17 protein-coding genes are annotated in these 17059 nt (G+C 59.9%); 10 read left to right on the forward strand and 7 right to left on the reverse strand.

Annotation, left to right across the window (positions count from 1 at the left end; translation table 11 throughout):
* The first annotated feature begins 56 nt into the window (after window positions 1-56).
* Together ATY79_RS23720 and ATY79_RS23725 are read left to right on the forward strand one after the other, a co-directional pair.
* The gene (locus ATY79_RS23720; protein ID WP_088705061.1) at window positions 57-686 is read left to right on the forward strand and encodes a DNA-3-methyladenine glycosylase I; all 630 of its coding nucleotides are present in this window, start codon (window positions 57-59) and stop codon (window positions 684-686) included.
* A complete protein-coding gene (locus ATY79_RS23725) occupies window positions 683-1165 on the forward strand; it encodes a hypothetical protein (RefSeq protein ID WP_088705062.1) in 483 nt (160 codons plus the stop codon). The genes ATY79_RS23720 and ATY79_RS23725 overlap by 4 nt, the downstream gene beginning before the upstream one ends.
* Before the next feature lie 7 nt (window positions 1166-1172).
* On the opposite strand, the gene ATY79_RS23730 is transcribed toward ATY79_RS23725, so the two are convergent.
* On the reverse strand, window positions 1173-1877 hold the full coding sequence (locus ATY79_RS23730) for an HAD family hydrolase (protein ID WP_088694641.1): 705 nt from the start codon (window positions 1875-1877) through the stop codon (window positions 1173-1175).
* Between the two features lie 238 nt (window positions 1878-2115).
* Between ATY79_RS23730 and ATY79_RS23735 the strand changes: the two genes are divergently transcribed.
* Window positions 2116-3165, forward strand: a complete 1050-nt coding sequence (locus ATY79_RS23735; protein WP_088705063.1) for an aldo/keto reductase — start codon at window positions 2116-2118, stop codon at window positions 3163-3165.
* A 53-nt stretch (window positions 3166-3218) separates the two neighbouring features.
* On the opposite strand, the gene ATY79_RS23740 is transcribed toward ATY79_RS23735, so the two are convergent.
* Entirely contained in the window at window positions 3219-3578 is a 360-nt protein-coding gene (locus ATY79_RS23740) for a DUF305 domain-containing protein (protein ID WP_088694639.1), read from the reverse strand.
* Window positions 3579-3736: 158 nt separating this feature from the next.
* On the opposite strand from ATY79_RS23740, the gene ATY79_RS32015 reads away from it, so the two are divergent.
* Together ATY79_RS32015 and ATY79_RS23750 are read left to right on the forward strand one after the other, a co-directional pair.
* On the forward strand, window positions 3737-4114 hold the full coding sequence (locus tag ATY79_RS32015; protein ID WP_210421415.1) for a hypothetical protein: 378 nt from the start codon (window positions 3737-3739) through the stop codon (window positions 4112-4114).
* A 103-nt stretch (window positions 4115-4217) separates the two neighbouring features.
* Window positions 4218-6209: an ABC transporter ATP-binding protein/permease gene (locus ATY79_RS23750; protein ID WP_088694638.1), complete on the forward strand. Its 1992-nt coding sequence runs from the start codon at window positions 4218-4220 to the stop codon at window positions 6207-6209.
* 34 nt (window positions 6210-6243) lie between these two features.
* On the opposite strand, the gene ATY79_RS23755 is transcribed toward ATY79_RS23750, so the two are convergent.
* The gene (locus ATY79_RS23755) at window positions 6244-7002 is read right to left on the reverse strand and encodes a hypothetical protein (RefSeq protein WP_088694637.1); all 759 of its coding nucleotides are present in this window, start codon (window positions 7000-7002) and stop codon (window positions 6244-6246) included.
* Window positions 7003-7140: 138 nt separating this feature from the next.
* Here ATY79_RS23755 and hisS point away from each other — a divergent pair, with 138 nt between their 5' ends.
* Genes hisS through hisG form a run of 3 tightly spaced genes read left to right on the forward strand, consistent with a single transcriptional unit; the run spans window position 7141 to window position 10470 of the window.
* Window positions 7141-8655, forward strand: coding sequence for a histidine--tRNA ligase (gene hisS, locus ATY79_RS23760; protein ID WP_088705064.1), 1515 nt, complete (start codon window positions 7141-7143; stop codon window positions 8653-8655).
* A gap of 1 nt (window position 8656) precedes the next feature.
* Window positions 8657-9775, forward strand: a complete 1119-nt coding sequence (locus tag ATY79_RS23765; protein ID WP_088694635.1) for an ATP phosphoribosyltransferase regulatory subunit — start codon at window positions 8657-8659, stop codon at window positions 9773-9775.
* Window positions 9775-10470, forward strand: a complete 696-nt coding sequence (gene hisG / locus ATY79_RS23770; RefSeq protein WP_088694634.1) for an ATP phosphoribosyltransferase — start codon at window positions 9775-9777, stop codon at window positions 10468-10470. Before ATY79_RS23765 ends, hisG begins: the two co-directional genes overlap by 1 nt.
* Before the next feature lie 81 nt (window positions 10471-10551).
* Here hisG and ATY79_RS23775 read toward each other — a convergent pair whose 3' ends face one another.
* Window positions 10552-10974, reverse strand: coding sequence for a DoxX family protein (locus tag ATY79_RS23775; RefSeq protein ID WP_088694633.1), 423 nt, complete (start codon window positions 10972-10974; stop codon window positions 10552-10554).
* A gap of 215 nt (window positions 10975-11189) precedes the next feature.
* Between ATY79_RS23775 and ATY79_RS23780 the strand changes: the two genes are divergently transcribed.
* Window positions 11190-11900 (forward strand): glutathione binding-like protein, encoded by a 711-nt coding sequence (locus tag ATY79_RS23780; RefSeq protein WP_088694632.1) that lies wholly within the window; start codon window positions 11190-11192, stop codon window positions 11898-11900.
* Between the two features lie 64 nt (window positions 11901-11964).
* Here the strand turns inward: ATY79_RS23780 and ATY79_RS23785 are convergent, their stop codons facing one another.
* The 3 genes from ATY79_RS23785 to groES all read right to left on the reverse strand — a co-directional run bounded on the left by ATY79_RS23785 (window position 11965) and on the right by groES (window position 15232).
* Window positions 11965-12411, reverse strand: coding sequence for a hypothetical protein (locus ATY79_RS23785; RefSeq protein WP_189637243.1), 447 nt, complete (start codon window positions 12409-12411; stop codon window positions 11965-11967).
* 810 nt (window positions 12412-13221) lie between these two features.
* Window positions 13222-14862, reverse strand: a complete 1641-nt coding sequence (groL, locus tag ATY79_RS23790) for a chaperonin GroEL (protein ID WP_088705065.1) — start codon at window positions 14860-14862, stop codon at window positions 13222-13224.
* A gap of 73 nt (window positions 14863-14935) precedes the next feature.
* Complete coding sequence (gene groES / locus ATY79_RS23795; RefSeq protein ID WP_007530391.1) at window positions 14936-15232, reverse strand: co-chaperone GroES; 297 nt, start codon at window positions 15230-15232, stop codon at window positions 14936-14938.
* Window positions 15233-15556: 324 nt separating this feature from the next.
* Between groES and chrA the strand changes: the two genes are divergently transcribed.
* Window positions 15557-16969 (forward strand): chromate efflux transporter, encoded by a 1413-nt coding sequence (gene chrA, locus ATY79_RS23800; protein ID WP_088705066.1) that lies wholly within the window; start codon window positions 15557-15559, stop codon window positions 16967-16969.
* Window positions 16970-17059: the final 90 nt, after the last annotated feature.

Consider the following 17059-nt stretch of genomic DNA (forward strand, 5'->3'; position numbering starts at 1 on the left):
AAACAGAGTTTGCAAATGGTAAAGCCGGATTCGCAGCACGAAAGCGAAGTAGGATCATGAGCGATACGGGCATCATTATCGGTGAGGATGGCAAGAGCCGCTGCCACTGGCACGCCAACCTCCCGGATTATCTCAAGTATCATGATGAGGAATGGGGACGTCCGGTAACGGATGACATCCGCCTTTTCGAGAAGATCTGCCTGGAAGGGTTCCAGTCGGGCCTCTCCTGGCTCACCATTTTGCGCAAGCGCGAGAACTTCCGCGCTGCCTTTGCCGGCTTCGATTTCGAAAAGGTCGCGCTCTTCGACGATAGCGATATCGAGCGCTGCCTTGCCGATTCCGGTATCGTGCGCCATCGCGGCAAGATCGTCTCGACGATCAATAACGCCCGCCATGCGATCGAACTGCGGCAGGAGTTCGGGTCACTCGCGCGCTATTTCTGGAGCTTTGAGCCCGGTCACAACGAGCGGCCGAAGGTGGTTGATCGAGCCGCCGTCATGGCCAACCCGACAACGCCGACATCGGTCGTCATTTCCAAGAATTTGAAGAAGCGCGGCTGGACGTTTGTCGGTCCGACCACAGTTTATGCCTTCATGCAGGCAATGGGTCTCGTCAACGATCATGTCGAAGGTTGCTTCTGCCGCGTTGGGGTAGAGGCGATGCGCGATGCATTGGTGCGCCCATGAGGGCGCTCGCGGCAACCGTCGCCTTCTGCCTGGTGGCGTCGATGGCATTCGCCCAGTCACCGGAACTGCAGCCCGGCGAGCGACTCGAGAAGCTGCAGTTTCCGGCCGCTACCATGGAGCTCAAGGGTTGGACGAAGTTCGGAAACGGGCGCGTCTACACGCTTCCCGTCAAGGCGGGCCAGCATGTGAAGGTCAGTTTCTCGACCAAGAGCAAGTTTGCCTTTCTCTCGATATTCGATCTCGCGACGCCTGATGAGGAGGCGATCTTCGGTACCGACGAGGATGGCAGCAGCTACAACATAACCGTGAAGGACAGCACCACCTGGCTGCTGCGGCCTTATTATTCAAAAGTATCGCCGCGCCGCGGGCTGGGCGCACCCTACAGTATTCTGGTTGAGCCTCGGGCAGCGACGGCGCCGCAACAGGTTGCTCCCGCTGAAAAGGAATCGCCGTCGCCTCTCTTTCCCCCAAGGCAGTGACGACGGGTCAGCCCAGGCCTTCGATCAGTCCGCGCAGTTCTCCGAGATGTTCGATCTTGCGAAAGCGCGGTGCGTCCTTCGGTTCCTCGACATGCTCGACGACCCAGGTCAACTCGTGCGGCACGAAGACACCGTAGCTGCCGGCGGCGATTGCGGGGACAATGTCTGATTTGAGCGAGTTGCCGACCATCATCGCCCGTTCCGGACCGCCGCCGACCTTGGAGAAGATTCGCCGGTACGTCACAGCGGTCTTGTCGGAGACAATCTCGATGGCGTGAAAGAAGTCGCCGAGCCCGGACTGCGCCAGCTTGCGCTCCTGATCGAAAAGGTCACCCTTGGTTATCATCACCAGCAGGTAGTGTTCCGAGAGCGCCGCCAGCGTCTCCTGCACATGCGGCAACGTCTCGACCGGGTGGGAAAGCAGATCGCGGCCGGTGTCGAGGATGCCGGCAATGACGCTGGCAGGCACCTTGCCGTCGGTGACCTCGATTGCCGTCTCGATCATCGATAGGGTAAATCCCTTGATGCCAAAGCCATAGTGGCGGAGATTGCGCTTCTCTGCTTCCAGCAAGCGCTCCGAGACCCTAGGGCCATCTGCATAATCGGCCAGCAATTCGGTGAAATGCGCCTCGGTCAGCCGGTAATATTGCTCATTCTGCCAGAGCGTGTCGTCGGCATCGAAGCCGATGGTTGTCAGCGTGCGAGTCGTCATCGCCCATCTCCGAGTGATCTGATTGGAATCTATTGAAAGATGGACGCGAAACAAGGGGATCACGAGGGGCGTAACGTGAGCACACGGCATGTTGAAATGCTGCCGTCTCGCCTTACATCGTTACTGCCTCCCGCGCAGCCGTATTCCGGCTGTTCCTGTCATGCGCAGGCCAATAACCAAAAATGAATTCATCTGTCCGTGGGCACTGCCTACGGTCGTCACGAGGAAATCTTCGACCATGCGTTACAATCAACTTGGAAATACGGGGCTATTCGTCTCCGAAATCTGCCTCGGCACCATGACCTTCGGGGCTGCCGGCGAAGGCAATATCTGGGGTTCCATCGCCGACGTCGACCAGAAGGCTGCCGACCAGATCGTCGAGAGGTCGCTTGCATCAGGCGTGAACTTCATCGATACGGCCGACGTCTATTCCTTCGGCGAATCCGAAAAGCTGCTGGGCCAGGCCCTGAGGAACCTGAGCGTTCCCCGCAAGGACGTTGTCATCGCCACAAAGGTCTACGGCGTCATGGGCGACAAGCCGAACGACCGCGGCGCCTCGCGTGGCCACATCATGGATTCGGTCGAGGCGAGCCTGAAGCGGCTACAGACCGATCATATCGACCTCTATCAGATACACGCCACCGATACTGTCACGCCGATCGACGAGACGCTGAGGGCCTTCGACGATCTCGTGTCACGCGGTCTGGTGCGTTATATCGGTGTCTCCAACTGGCAGGCGTGGCGCATCGCCAAGGCGCTTGGCATCTCGGAACGACGCGGCTTTGCGCGCTTCGAAACCGTGCAAGCCTATTATTCGATCGCCGGCCGCGATCTCGAACGCGATATCGTGCCGATGATGCAGGAAGAAAAGCTTGGCCTGATGGTCTGGTCGCCGCTGGCTGGCGGGCTTCTATCCGGCAAGTATGGGCCGGGAGCACCCGGCAATGGGGAAGGGCGCCGCGCCTCATTCGACTTCCCGCCGGTCGACAAGGATCGCGCCTGGGCCTGCGTTGCCGTCATGCGCGAGATCGCTGGGAAGCACGGCACGAGCGTCGCGACCGTGGCGCTTGCCTACATTCTCGCGAAGCCTTTCGTGACGACGGTCATCATCGGGGCCAAGCGCGTCGAGCAGCTCGACCAGAACCTTGCGGCCGTCAACTTGAAACTCGATGCAGACGACCTGAAGAAGCTGGACGAGGTCAGCGAGCTCGCGCCTGAGTATCCCGGCTGGATGCTTGCGCGGCAGGGATCTGGCCGCCGACCCGAGCCATTCCAGCCGAAGGCCTGATCGAGGTCTTCTGAGGCGGACGCCGGAGCCTGCTGCTCCGGCGTCCTTCGCGATTACTTGCCGTGTGCCTTGAGCCAGGCCTGCATATCGGCAATCTCGGCTTCCTGGGCCTTGATCACCGCTTCGGCGAGTTTGCGAATTTCTGGATCCTTGCCGTATTGCAGCTCAATCTTCGCCATGTCGATCGCACCCTGATGGTGCGGGATCATGCCGCGGACGAAGTCGACATCGGCGTCGCCGCTATACTTGAGCATCATGTCCTTGTGCATCTTGGCATTGGCCTTAGCAAAGGCATGGCTGGACGCGTTGTGGTCGCCCATCGGCTTGCTCATGTCCATCTTCATGTCTTCGGCGAAGACAGATGCAGTCGAGAGTGCAAGCGTTGCAGCGATGGCGAGAACTTTCAGAGACATGGGATTTCCTTCCTCTGTCTGATATTGGAATTCAATGCACGGCCGGGGCCGCAGCAGTTCATGAAAACCCGTCAGGCAAGCCGGGGAGGAGGCGCCAGTGGCGCAGGGCGTGCATCCCGCATGGCATGAGCCGCTCCGGGCGCAGGATAGGAAAATGCTTGTTTGCCGGCTTCGCCGAAAGCCATCGGTGGCGGCACGACAAGACAGGTCGAGCAGAATGGCATGTGCACCATCCCGGCTGCCGAGCAGGGATCCTGTTGCGGGGCGGGCGACTTGGCTTTCTCGCCCATATCCATCCCGCTCATATGCTGATGCTCGACGCTGGCTTTCGAAGCGGCGGCCTGCATGGACAGGCATGTCGGGCAGCCAGCCCAAGCGGACATGGTGCCATAAGCAAGCCAAGCGAATACCATCGCTATGATTGCAAGAAAGCGCATGCTGTCAAAATAGGAACAGGAAGCGAAGATGCCAAGCCGCTTTTTGTTGATTTGGCAGACGCTACGGACGTGGTAGCCACATTCGGGCCGACTGGCTGAAATTGAGTTCGAGCCGCGATTGCCTCAATTTCTCGACAGGCCTTCAACCAAGTTCGACATTGGCACCGTGAAACCTTTCGATTTTTAAGCCGTTGTCGCGGTTATGACGGACGCTAAATTCAATCCGAAATCGGTCGGCGGTGCCAAATCAGACCATGCCGGGAAGGCATCGACTGTCGAAGTTGCGCCGCCGCCAAATGTCGTTGAGCCCGATCCGGAATTGACGGCTGAGGAGGCCGAGCAGGCGCGCAAGAGATACTTGCTGACGCGTTTCTGGATCAGCGCGCGCGGTTATTGGGGTCGCGGCGGCGACAGCTTCGCGTGGCCCTGCTCACTCGGGCTATTGACACTGATCGTCGTCAATGTCGGCTTCCAGTATGGAATCAATCTCTGGAATCGCGCAATCTTCGACGCCCTCGAGCAGCACAATGCCCGTACTGTATATTTTCTGAGCGCCGTATTCCTGCCACTCGTACTCGGAAGCATAATCCTCGTCACTACACAGGTCGCCCTTCGTATGACGATCCAGCGCCGCTGGCGTTCCTGGCTTACGACCGCGATGATCGCGCGCTGGCTTGCAAACGGCCGTTATTATCAGTTGAACCTGATCGGCGGCGACCACAAGAATCCCGAAGCGCGCATCTCGGAGGATTTGCGGATTGCCACGGAATCACCCGTCGATTTCATCGCCGGCGTCATCTCAGCATTCCTGTCGGCCTCGACCTTCATTGTGGTACTCTGGACGATCGGCGGCGCCCTGCATCTGACAATTGCAGGGTCGATCGTCACCATTCCCGGCTTCCTCGTCATCACTGCGGTACTCTACGCAGCGATCACGTCCAGTTCGATGGCGGTCATCGGCCGTAATTTCGTCCACGTCTCGGAGGTTAAAAATCAGGCGGAAGCCGAATTTCGCTATACGCTGACGCATGTGCGGGAAAACGGCGAGAGTATCGCACTGCTGGGCGGTGAAGAGGAGGAGCGTAGCGACCTCGACAAGACCTTTACCAATGTGCTCAGGCAATGGGCGCTCCTTGCACGCCAGCACATGCGCACGACGCTTGTTTCGCAGGGATCGAGCTTGTTCGCGCCAGTCGTGCCTGTCTTGCTTTGCGCGCCAAAGTTTCTCGAAGGCAGTATGACCCTTGGGCAGGTCATGCAGGCAGCCTCCGCCTTTGCGATCGTTCAGAGCGCATTCGGATGGCTGGTCGACAACTATCCTCGTCTCGCCGATTGGAATGCCTGTGCACGGCGCATCGCGTCGCTGATGATGTCGCTCGACGGGCTCGAGCGCGCGGAACAGAGTGACGCCTTGGGACGCATCAAGCGCGGTGAAACGGAAGGCGATGTGATGCTCAGTCTAAGCGATCTCTCCGTATCGCTTGACGACGGTACCGCCGTGGTCAAGGAAACCCAGGTCGAGATCGAACCAAGTGAGCGGGTGCTCGTGGCGGGTGAATCCGGTTCGGGCAAGAGTACGCTGGTGCGGGCGATCGCAGGTCTCTGGCCGTGGGGTGATGGCAGCGTCAATTTCCACGCCGACAGGCAACTATTCATGCTGCCGCAACGACCTTACATCCCTGCCGGCACGCTCCGCCGTGCCGTCGCTTATCCCGGTGCCGCCGATCGCTGGACCTTGGATGAGATCAAGGCGGCCCTCGACAAGGTAGGGCTGGATTATCTGACCGATAAGATCGAGGAAGACGCGCCCTGGGACCAGACATTGTCGGGTGGCGAAAAGCAGCGGCTCGCGTTTGCGCGTCTGCTGCTGCACAATCCCGATATCATCGTGCTGGACGAAGCGACGTCAGCCCTCGACGAGAAGAGCCAGGACAAGATGATGGAGATGGTGATCCAGGAATTGCCGAAGGTCACCATCATAAGCGTAGCGCATCGAGCCGAGCTGGAAGCCTTCCATAGCCGCAAGATCACGTTAGAACGGCGCGAGGGTGGTGCAAAGCTTGTCAGCGATGTTGACCTTGTCCAGCGCAAGAGAAAGCGGAATTTGCTTTTGCGCCTTGTTGATAACCGGCGTTCCTTGCCGAAAGGCAGCACGACCTCGAACAAAGCGGCGCTTCCCCAGAATAAAAATTGAACTCGCCTAGTTCGGTCGACGTGTGGAAGAAGCCTCAATAGGCGGCGACGACCTCATGGACGATCTGATAGTCGGCGCTCTCTTCTCCGAGTGGCGCCACGGCCCATTTCCAGGTGGCCTGAACAGATGACAGCGCCACGCCATGCAATAGGTCCGTCTCCTCATGAACCTTTCCGTGGCGGTCGATGACGGCATAGGAGACATCGGTAACCAGGCAGGTCTTGCAGGGCGCCGCCTCCAAGGCTGACCGGTGCGCCTCGATCAGTTGCGTCACGGTATCGGCGGGCATGGCGCCTTTCTCTTCCGCCTCGTAGCGGCGTTTTGCGCCGCGACCGATCTGGGAAAGGAGATTGGCCGAGACTACGAAATCGAGATACGGAACGGTTCTCAGGAAGGCGAGCGGCTCCGGTTGCTTACCGACCGCAAGCTCATCATAGCCCGAGAGATCGCGCTCGATCAGCCGAACATTGCTGTACCCTTTGAGCCGGAGCCAGAGGCGCACCGAGGCGAGATGCACGAGGTCGACAAGCACAACGGTATCAAAGGTCCGTGCCAGTTCCTCGATCGGCACGTCGCGCAGCAGACCTGAGCCGAGGACGACCGCCGTTCTCCTCTGTCGCAGGCCCACCAGGGCACTCCTCACCGCGTTCTTGCTTTGCTCCTCGTGCACCGCCCATTGCCGGCTGCAGCGGCCGGCGCGGGACCAGAGATTGACGGAGTATCGGATGAAGCGGCGATGCGCCTTCCGCGTCACCGGAACGGTCGCGGCATAGAGAAGCGCCTCTGCGATCATGATAGAGCTCCTGCCATTCGATCCATTCTCCCTCGTTCAATCGATTCTGTGTTCCGGATCAAGGGCCTTCGCCCTTGCCGCACCCGGCCCTTTCCGCTAGGAAACCGCCACTGTCACAGCGAGCGGAATACCTTGGAAATGAACGACAAGCAGAAGAAACCACAAAAGCTCAAGGCCAGACTTCCACGCGGCTTCGTCGATCGTTCGGCAGCCGACATTCGCGCCGTCAACGAAATGACCGCGAAGATCCGGGAAGTCTACGAGCATTATGGTTTCGATCCTGTCGAAACGCCGCTCTTCGAATACACCGATGCGCTGGGCAAGTTCCTACCCGATGCCGACCGGCCGAACGAAGGCGTCTTCTCGCTGCAGGACGATGACGAGCAGTGGATGTCGCTCCGCTACGACCTGACGGCGCCGCTTGCCCGTCACGTCGCCGAGAATTTCAACGAGATCCAGCTGCCCTACCGCACTTATCGCGCCGGTTGGGTCTTCCGCAACGAGAAGCCCGGCCCCGGTCGCTTCCGCCAGTTCATGCAGTTCGACGCTGACACCGTCGGTGCGCCTGGCGTGCAGGCCGATGCGGAAATGTGCATGATGATGGCCGATACGCTGGAAGCCCTCGGCATCAAGCGCGGCGATTACGTCATCCGCGTCAACAACCGCAAGGTTCTCGACGGCGTTCTCGAAGCGATCGGTCTTGGCGGTGATGACAAGGCCGGCCAGCGTCTCAACGTGCTGCGCGCGATCGACAAGCTCGACAAGTTCGGTCCGGAAGGCGTCACGCTCTTGCTCGGCCCCGGCCGCAAGGACGAGTCCGGCGACTTCACCAAGGGTGCCGGCCTTGATCGGACCCAGATCGACAAGGTTCTCTTCTTCGTCGGCATCAAGGACTACACCGAAAGCGCCGCGCAGCTTGCCGAGCTGGTTGCCGGGACGTCCAAGGGCGGCGAGGGTGTCGAGGAACTGAATTTCATCGGCGCATTGGTACGAAGCGCCGGCTACCAGTCCGACCGCATCAAGATCGACCCCTCCGTCGTCCGCGGCCTCGAATACTACACTGGCCCGGTCTACGAGGCGGAGCTCACCTTCGACGTCACCAACGAGAAGGGCGAGAAGGTTGTCTTCGGTTCCGTCGGCGGCGGCGGTCGCTATGACGGCCTCGTATCCCGCTTCATGGGTCAGCCGGTTCCGGCCACCGGCTTCTCTATTGGCGTCTCGCGCCTGATGACGGCGCTCAAGAATCTCGGCAAGCTCGGCCAAGCCAAGGTCGTCGAGCCGGTTCTCGTGACGGTCATGGATGGCGACGTCGACGCCATGGGCCGCTACCAGCGCATGACGCAGGAACTGCGCAAGGCCGGTATCCGCGCCGAGATGTTCCAGGGCAACTGGAAGAAGTTCGGCAACCAGCTCAAATACGCCGATCGCCGCGGCTGCCCCGTTGCCATCATTCAGGGCGGCGACGAGCGGGCGCAAGGCGTCGTGCAGATCAAGGACCTGATCGAGGGCAAACGCCTGTCGGGTGAGATCGAGGACAACGCCAGCTGGCGTGAGGCGCGCGTCGCACAGGAAACTGTTGCCGAAGGCGATCTTGTCGCCAAGGTAAAGGAAATTCTGGCGGCGCAGGCCGAAGACCGGAAGAGGGCGGGCTGAGATGGCCCTTATCAACCTGCCGGACTTCTCCGGCGAGCTCCTTGCAGAGTTTGCGGCGCGAAAGACGGAGCGGGTGGACACGCCCGTCATTCAGCCGGCCGAACCGTTTCTCGATATCGCTGGTGAGGATCTTCGTCGGCGCATCTTCATGACTGAAAGCGAGACGGGCGCCAGCCTCTGCCTGCGCCCGGAGTTCACGATCCCCGTCTGTCTGCGCCACATCGAGAGCGCGACCGGCACGCCGAAGCGCTATTCCTATCTCGGCGAGGTCTTCCGCCAGCGACGCGAAGGCGGCAACGAGTTCTATCAGGCCGGGATCGAGGATCTTGGCGACATCAACATTGCCGCGGCCGATGCGCGGGCGATCGGTGATGCGATCGGCGTGCTGGAGCGTGTCGTTCCCGGCAAGCGTCTTGCAGTGACGCTCGGCGATCAAGCGGTCTTCGAGGCGGTCGTGCAGGCGCTTGGCCTGCCGCTCGGCTGGCAGAAGCGGCTGATCCACGCGTTCGGCAATATGAGCCAGCTCGAGGCTCTGCTGGCGAGCCTTGTCAGCCCTCAGTTCGTGACCGGGCTGAGTGACGAGATCGCGCAGCTGATTGCCGCCGACGACGAAGCCGCACTGGTCGCGCATATCGATGCGACCATGCAGGCGACGGGCTATTCGACGAACGCCAGCCGCTCGCCACTGGAAATCGCGCGTCGCTTGAAGGAAAAGCTGATCCTCTCCGAAACGCGCCTCGATGACGCGGCCTTCCGCGTGCTTGAGGAATTCCTGTCGCTGAACGTGCCGCTGATCAATGCCTCGGCGGCGCTCGCTGGCTTTGCCGATGCCGCGGGCCTCAAGCTCGGCAACGCGCTGGCGCGTTTCGACGGCCGCGTGGCGGCTCTGGCGAATGCCGGCGTCGATTTGGCGCTGATCGACTACCGAGCAGCTTTCGGCCGTCCGCTGGATTACTACACCGGTCTGGTTTTCGAGATTGGCGTCCAGGGCACGTCGGCGGTTCTCGCCGGTGGGGGCCGTTTCGATCGCCTGATGACCTTCCTTGGCGCCAAGGAACGCATTCCTGCCGTCGGCTTCTCGCTCTGGCTGGATCGCATCGAAGCCGAGAGGGCTGCCTGATGACGATTACTATCGCACTGCCCTCCAAGGGCCGCATGAAAGACGATGCCTCGGCGATCTTCGAACGCGCCGGCATCAGGATCACCGCTGTCGGTAACGATCGTTCCTACCGCGGACGCGTCGAAGGCTGGGACGACGTCGAAGTCGCCTTTCTCTCCGCCTCCGAGATTTCTCGCGAGCTCGGCAACGGCACCGTCGATTTCGGCGTCACCGGCGAAGACCTCGTTCGCGAGGGCCTGGCGGAGGCCGACAAGCGTGTGGAGTTGTGCGCACGTCTCGGTTTCGGCCATGCCGATGTCGTGGTTGCCGTTCCTGAAATCTGGCTCGACGTCGACACTATGGCCGATCTTGGCGATGTCGCCTCCGATTTTCGTGCCCGCCACGGCCGCCGCCTGGCGATCGCCACCAAATACTGGCGGCTGACGCAGCAGTTCTTCTCCAGCCAGCATGGCATCCAGCTTTATCGCATCGTCGAAAGCCTTGGGGCAACGGAAGGGGCGCCAGCCTCGGGCTCGGCCGATATCATCGTCGACATCACCTCGACCGGCTCGACCCTTCGGGCGAACAACCTGAAAGTCCTGTCAGACGGTGTCGTCCTTCGCTCCGAGGCTTGCTTCGTCAGGGCACGGAAGGAAAGCCACGCGAATGACGCGACAGTTCAGCGGTTGATCGACGCCGTTCGTTCGGCGCTCTGACGCATCTTCGAATAATCGCATAAAAAAACCCGCCGTCTCGTGAACGGCGGGTTTTTCATGCCTGGGAGGATGCCTGATCGCTTAGGCGGCTGCGTAGGCGCCGCGACGTGCGTCGAGCGAGTAGACGCCCGGGCCGTAGGTGGCGAGCAGGATGTAGGCGCCGGCCAGCGTGATGTTCTTCATGACCATGATCTGGTTCAGGATGTTAACCAGTTCCGTGCCGCTGGCGTAGGGCAGGTGGAAGAGAACGGCCGTGAACACACAGAAGCCAGCCAGCAGCCAGCCGACGATCTTCGTCTGGAAGCCAACGAGAACGGCAAGGCCGGTCAGCAGTTCGAAGGCGCCTGCGAGATAGGCGAGGGCGGTCGCTGCCGGAAGGCCAGCCCCGGCGATCATGCCGGCAGTGCCAGCCGCATCGGCGAGCTTGCCGAAGCCTGCCAGGATGAACATGAAAGAGAGTAGGATGCGGGCGCCAAGAATGATGAGGTTGTTGGTATTCGACATGGGACGTTGTCTCCGTTTGAATGACGTCTGAGGTCGTTGTGCCCCCGGCACGCTATCAACCTCGATGCCACTTTGTCGCCTTTTTTTGCCGTAGTGGAAAGATAGACGGAAGGGGACACTTTGTTCTCTAATATTGAACGACAGATAGTGAGTAGGCAGCCTTGCCATCGGCGTTGGCCCTCTTCTATGTTCGGCCACCCAAGATGGAGGCCCCAATGGCAGATCTTTCCGCTTTTCCAATCACGACGCGCTGGCCAGCAGCAAACCCGGACATTATCCAGCTTTACTCGTTGCCGACGCCGAACGGCGTGAAGATATCGATCGCGCTCGAGGAACTCGGCTTGCCCTATGAGCCGCATCTGATTTCGTTCAGCACCAATGACCAGAAATCTCCGGAATTCGTGTCGCTCAATCCGAACGGGCGTATTCCAGCGATCATCGATCCCAATGGTCCGGACGGAAAGCCGATCGGCCTTTTCGAATCCGGTGCCATCCTGCTCTATCTCGCCGAGAAGACCGGCAAGCTCATTCCGTCAGACGCGGCCGGGCGCTACGAGACGATCCAGTGGGTCTTCTTCCAGATGGCCGGAATCGGGCCGATGTTCGGGCAGTTCGGGCATTTCTACAAGTTCGCGGCCGACAAGGTCACGAACAACTCCTACCCGATGGAGCGCTACCGCGACGAATCCAAGCGGCTGCTCAGTGTGCTGGAAGCACGGCTGCAGGGCCGGCAGTGGATCATGGGTGATCTCTACACCATCGCCGATATCGCCACATTCCCGTGGCTCCGGGGCGCCGATATCTTCTACGGCGGCCGGGAGGTGCTGGACTATAAGAGCTTCCCGGCTGTCATGGACTGGCTCGAGCGTTGCATCCTCCGGCCGGCATCCGGAAAAGGCCTGAGTATACCTGCGCGACCTGAGTAAAGCCGAAGCAAGATAGCGACAAGAGCCGGTCCCACAGGGGCCGGCTCTTGTCTCGTGGACGCTGCTATTGGCGGCGCGCAAACTCGTTGCCGACATTGGTCTTGAAACGCGGAAAGACGAAAACGCCAAGCATGCTGCCGTGGTAGGCATCGTCATGCCCGTTCGACTCGCCCATGCAGAACAACGGCTGACGGAAGCCATTCGACATTATGATCGTCGTCGAGAAGCAGAAGGACGACGAAAGCGTAGCGGCCTGCTCGAAGAGTTCCAGGATGTGTGCGTGATCCTTGGGGTCATAACAGCGCATGAGGCTGAGAAGCCCGCATTCCCGGGCCGGTAGCCCGTGCAGCAGGGCGCTCGATTCCTTGAGGTGGATCACGCCGCTGGAAAAGTCTGCGACCCAGGTTTCCGAAATGGAAAACTGCGCCAGCATTTCAGGATCGTGATTGCTGATATCCAGTGAGCCCGGCATGAGCGGTGCCGCGGCGTTGGTTTTCGCGATTTTGAACAAGTTTTTCCCCAGCTTAGGTACAGCTTCCCCCGCTGCACGTCCGGCAAAAATGAGCAGGTTCAAGCTGCACCGCGCTTCATGCACGGGCACCTGCGAAATGGGGTCTGGATTGCCGGTTCTTCTAACGGAACCGTTTCCAATTTCGCCGAAAGCTTACACAACTTATGATGTATCGTCGGGAGGGGTTCTTCCCGAGCTCGGTCTCGCGCTCTTGTGGTCGGGATCGTTGTCGGTCGCGACCGTCGGCCGATGAACGCGCGCCGAATGCAGCGCGGATTTATAGGCACTTTTATGCAAACGGCAACCGGCTTTTTGCATGCCGCTGGTCTCTACTGTGAGTGGAAAGGGAGCTTGCGGTGGTGTGGAGATTAAAAGAAAGCCAAAAGACTGCAATTTTTGAGGGTGTAAACGGTTTCAGTTGCCGTCGATGCAGTCAAATCTGCATGAAATTGCATCGAAATGGAAAACAGCCTCCGGACGAAAAAATGCAAACCCGCAAGCTTTGCGAAAGCCTCGCCAAACGCGAGCTACGCTCAGATATCTGCTTAAACGTTTCAGCTAACAATTGAAAAACACGCTCGACCGCAATCCCGCGAATCAGAGTCGAAACGAAAAAGGGCGGTCCGAAGACCGCCCTTCCTGTTCCGGGAAAACCGGAGATAGATCGATGAAGCTTTATGGACGACTTCAGCGATAGGCTTTCGCCTATCACATTATGTCCATGCCGCCTGTTCAGCGCGCTTGTCGCACTGAACCACTTGAAGTGCATGGGCGAAGCTTTACGGACATACCTGCGATAGGCTTTGCCTATCACATCATGTCCATGCCGCCCATGCCGCCCATGCCGCCTGGCATGCCAGCCGGAGCGTCCTTCTTCGGCAGCTCGGCAATCATGGCTTCGGTGGTGATCAGCAGCGAAGCAACCGAAGCTGCGTCCTGCAGAGCCGTGCGAACAACCTTGACCGGGTCGACGATACCCATGGCGATCATGTCGCCATATTCGCCGGTCTGAGCGTTGTAACCGAAGTTGTCCTGGCCCTTTTCGAGGATCTTGCCGACAACGATCGAAGCTTCGTCACCAGCGTTCTCGGCGATCTGACGGGCCGGAGCCTGCAGAGCGCGGCGAACGATGTTGATGCCGGCTTCCTGGTCGTCGTTCTCGCCCTTGACCGAGATCTTGGCGGAGGAACGCAACAGGGCAACGCCGCCGCCCGGTACGATACCTTCCTGAACAGCAGCGCGCGTCGCGTTGAGCGCGTCGTCGATGCGGTCCTTCTTTTCCTTCACTTCGACTTCCGTCGAGCCACCGACGCGGATGACGGCAACGCCACCAGCGAGCTTGGCAAGACGCTCCTGCAGCTTTTCGCGGTCGTAGTCGGAGGTGGTTTCTTCGATCTGGGCCTTGATCTGGGCAACGCGGCCTTCGATGTCGGACTTGGCGCCCGAACCGTCGACGATCGTCGTGTTTTCCTTGGAGATCGAAACCTTCTTGGCGCGGCCGAGCATGTCGAGCGTGACCGACTCGAGCTTGATGCCGAGGTCTTCCGAGATGACCGTGCCGCCCGTGAGGATCGCGATGTCTTCGAGCATGGCCTTGCGGCGGTCGCCGAAGCCCGGAGCCTTGACAGCAGCAATCTTCAGGCCGCCGCGCAGCTTGTTGACGACGAGCGTAGCAAGAGCTTCGCCTTCGACGTCTTCAGCGATGATGAGGAGCGGCTTGCCGGTCTGAACGACAGCTTCGAGAACCGGGAGCATAGCCTGGAGGTTCGAGAGCTTCTTCTCGTGCAGGAGGATGAAGGCGTCTTCGAGGTCAGCAATCATCTTTTCCGGGTTGGTGACGAAGTACGGGCTGAGGTAGCCGCGGTCGAACTGCATGCCTTCGACGACTTCGAGTTCGGTTTCAGCGGTCTTGGCTTCTTCGACGGTGATAACGCCTTCGTTGCCGACCTTCTGCATTGCTTCAGCAATGTCGAGACCGATCTGCTTTTCGCCGTTTGCGGAGATCGTGCCGACCTGGGCAACTTCTTCCGACGTGTTGATCTTCTTGGCCTTGGCCTGGAGATCCTTGACGACTTCGCTAACAGCGAGGTCGATACCGCGCTTCAGGTCCATCGGGTTCATGCCGGCAGCAACTGCCTTGGCGCCTTCGCGGACGATTGCCTGAGCGAGAACCGTTGCGGTCGTCGTGCCGTCGCCGGCGATGTCGTTGGTCTTCGAAGCAACTTCGCGGACCATCTGGGCGCCCATGTTTTCGAACTTGTCTTCCAGTTCGATTTCCTTGGCGACCGAAACACCGTCCTTGGTGATGCGCGGAGCGCCGAAGGACTTGTCGATGATGACGTTACGACCCTTCGGGCCGAGCGTTACCTTCACTGCGTCAGCGAGAATGTCGACGCCACGCAGCATCTTTTCGCGCGCGGTGCGGCCAAACTTGATTTCTTTAGCTGCCATGATTGAAACTCCTGAATTCGAGTTGTCCGGGCTTTGGGCCCGTAGCTAAAATCGGAAAGGGGAAAACGGCTGATTAGCCGATGATGCCCATGATGTCGGCTTCCTTCATGATCAGAAGGTCTTCCCCGTTGATCTTGACTTCGGTGCCGGACCACTTGCCGAACAGAACGCGATCGCCAGCCTTGACGTCGAGCGCGACGACCTTGCCGGACTCGTCACGAGCGCCGGAACCGACGGCGACGATTTCGCCTTCCTGCGGCTTTTCCTTGGCGGTGTCTGGAATGATGATGCCGCCCTTGGTCTTTTCTTCGGACTCAACGCGGCGAACGACGACGCGATCGTGAAGGGGGCGGAAATTGGTGGTTGCCATTGTCTAATCCCTCGATCAAATGACACTCGCGGGCCGAGAGCGGCCCGCACGGATGGGTGTTAGCACTCCTCATTGGTGAGTGCTAGCGAGGCAGCATTTAGGAGTGGCCTATCGGGGAGTCAAGAACGGCCGCAATTTTTCTTTGCCGTCCTCGCAAACAGCCTTAACAGCACATCCTTGTCGGAAGTGCGACAGGCTGCGCGGTGATCAAGCTTTCCGTGAGCTTCTATCTCTGAAAAAGCTAAGTGCAGCCCTTTGGCGCCCGGATTGTCGTAAAGGCGTGCCGATGATATCGAGCGCCTTGGGGCGAGAGGGGCGACAACCGTGAACGAGGCGATCGCGGCAGAGGAAAGCGTGGCGGTACCGACGCTGCGACAGGCAGCGCGCGTCTGGGCGCGGATTGGCTGTCTGAGCTTCGGCGACCCGACCGGCCAAATCGCTCTCATGCATAGGACCATCGTCGACGAGAAGCGCTGGATCTCTGAAGAGCGCTTCCTGCTTGCGCTGAATTTCTGCATGCTGCTGCCAGGGCCCGAGGCCCAGCAACTAGCCACCTACATGGGCTGGCTGATGCACGGCATACGCGGTGGCCTTATTGCCGGCCTGCTGTTCATATTGCCTGGCTTCCTTGTCATCCTGGCGCTGTCGAGCCTGTACGCCGTCTTTCAGGAAGCGACCTGGCTTCCTGCGCTCTTCTTCGGTGTGAAGGCGGCGGTCGTGGCAATCGTCATCGAGGCATTGCTCCGGATGGGACGCCGAGCGTTGAAGGAACGCTTTCATTATTATGTGGCCGGAGCATCGTTCCTGGCTCTCTTCCTTCTGAACTTGTCGTTTCCCCTGGTTATCATCCTGGCCGGAGCAGCAGGTCTGCTATGGACGAGGCATCGCCAGCGTCGATTGGCAGCGCCAGCCTTTCCGCGAACCTCTCCGCACAGGCGTTTTCCGGCGGTAACGACGCATGCGATCGCAAAGCCGCTTGTAGTGCTCGTGCTCTGGATCCTCGTCTGGCAGTCACCGCTCTTTTTCATTCGTGGCCTCGACGCGCCTACGGATCTGATCGCCGAAACGCTGAGCGGCGAAACCAACGTCTTCGGTGCGATCTTCGTCTTCTTCTCCAAGATGGCCGTCATTACCTTCGGAGGCGCTTACGCCGTTCTGACCTATGTCGCGCAAGTCGCCGTCGGTCATTACGCCTGGCTTCAGCCCGGTGAGATGCTCGACGGACTGGCACTTGCTGAGACGACGCCCGGGCCGCTCGTCCTTGTCCTCTGCTTTGTCGGTTTTCTCGCTGGCTACCGCAACCCCGTTGCCATGGCGCCGCTGGCCGGTGGTGTTCTCGGCGCCTTCCTCGCCGCATGGGCAACGTTCGTGCCGAGCTTCGTCTGGATCTTCGCCGGGGCTGCCTACATTGACAGGCTGCGGAACAATGAGAACCTCTCGGCCGCCCTTTCGGCGATTGCAGCGGCCGTGGTCGGCGTCATTCTCAATCTTGCCATATGGTTCGGCCTGCATGTGCTTTTTGCCGAGGTCGGTCGCGTGGCGCTCCTTTCCGGCAAGACCGGGCTGCCGATCGTCAGCGTCGCCTGGCCACAGTGGTGGACGCTCGATCTCGCGGCGCTCGGGATATTCGTGCTGGCGTCCGTCGTGCGCTTTCGCTTCAAGGTCGGCATCCTGGCAGTCATCGGCGTGTCCACCGCTGCGGGTCTGTTGGTCAAGGCTGCCATCGCCGTCCTCTAGTCGATGGGTTCCGGTTTTTTGCAGTTGCTCACTGCAAAATGCCTTGCCATCGCGGCATGCCTTTGCGATGTCAGCCGTGAGTTAACGAGA

This window comes from Rhizobium sp. R693, assembly GCF_002211315.1.
In the GTDB taxonomy this organism is placed as follows: domain Bacteria; phylum Pseudomonadota; class Alphaproteobacteria; order Rhizobiales; family Rhizobiaceae; genus Rhizobium.

Bases quoted from the DNA above. Each gene is read 5' to 3' on its own strand.
- ATY79_RS23720 (WP_088705061.1), top strand. From the start codon at position 57: ATGAGCGATACGGGCATCATTATCGGTGAGGATGGCAAGAGCCGCTGC.
- ATY79_RS23725 (WP_088705062.1), top strand. From the start codon at position 683: ATGAGGGCGCTCGCGGCAACCGTCGCCTTCTGCCTGGTGGCGTCGATG.
- ATY79_RS23730 (WP_088694641.1), bottom strand. From the start codon at position 1,877: ATGACGACTCGCACGCTGACAACCATCGGCTTCGATGCCGACGACACG.
- ATY79_RS23735 (WP_088705063.1), top strand. From the start codon at position 2,116: ATGCGTTACAATCAACTTGGAAATACGGGGCTATTCGTCTCCGAAATC.
- ATY79_RS23740 (WP_088694639.1), bottom strand. From the start codon at position 3,578: ATGTCTCTGAAAGTTCTCGCCATCGCTGCAACGCTTGCACTCTCGACT.
- ATY79_RS23750 (WP_088694638.1), top strand. From the start codon at position 4,218: ATGACGGACGCTAAATTCAATCCGAAATCGGTCGGCGGTGCCAAATCA.
- ATY79_RS23755 (WP_088694637.1), bottom strand. From the start codon at position 7,002: ATGATCGCAGAGGCGCTTCTCTATGCCGCGACCGTTCCGGTGACGCGG.
- hisS (WP_088705064.1), top strand. From the start codon at position 7,141: ATGAACGACAAGCAGAAGAAACCACAAAAGCTCAAGGCCAGACTTCCA.
- ATY79_RS23765 (WP_088694635.1), top strand. From the start codon at position 8,657: ATGGCCCTTATCAACCTGCCGGACTTCTCCGGCGAGCTCCTTGCAGAG.
- hisG (WP_088694634.1), top strand. From the start codon at position 9,775: ATGACGATTACTATCGCACTGCCCTCCAAGGGCCGCATGAAAGACGAT.
- ATY79_RS23775 (WP_088694633.1), bottom strand. From the start codon at position 10,974: ATGTCGAATACCAACAACCTCATCATTCTTGGCGCCCGCATCCTACTC.
- ATY79_RS23780 (WP_088694632.1), top strand. From the start codon at position 11,190: ATGGCAGATCTTTCCGCTTTTCCAATCACGACGCGCTGGCCAGCAGCA.
- groL (WP_088705065.1), bottom strand. From the start codon at position 14,862: ATGGCAGCTAAAGAAATCAAGTTTGGCCGCACCGCGCGCGAAAAGATG.
- groES (WP_007530391.1), bottom strand. From the start codon at position 15,232: ATGGCAACCACCAATTTCCGCCCCCTTCACGATCGCGTCGTCGTTCGC.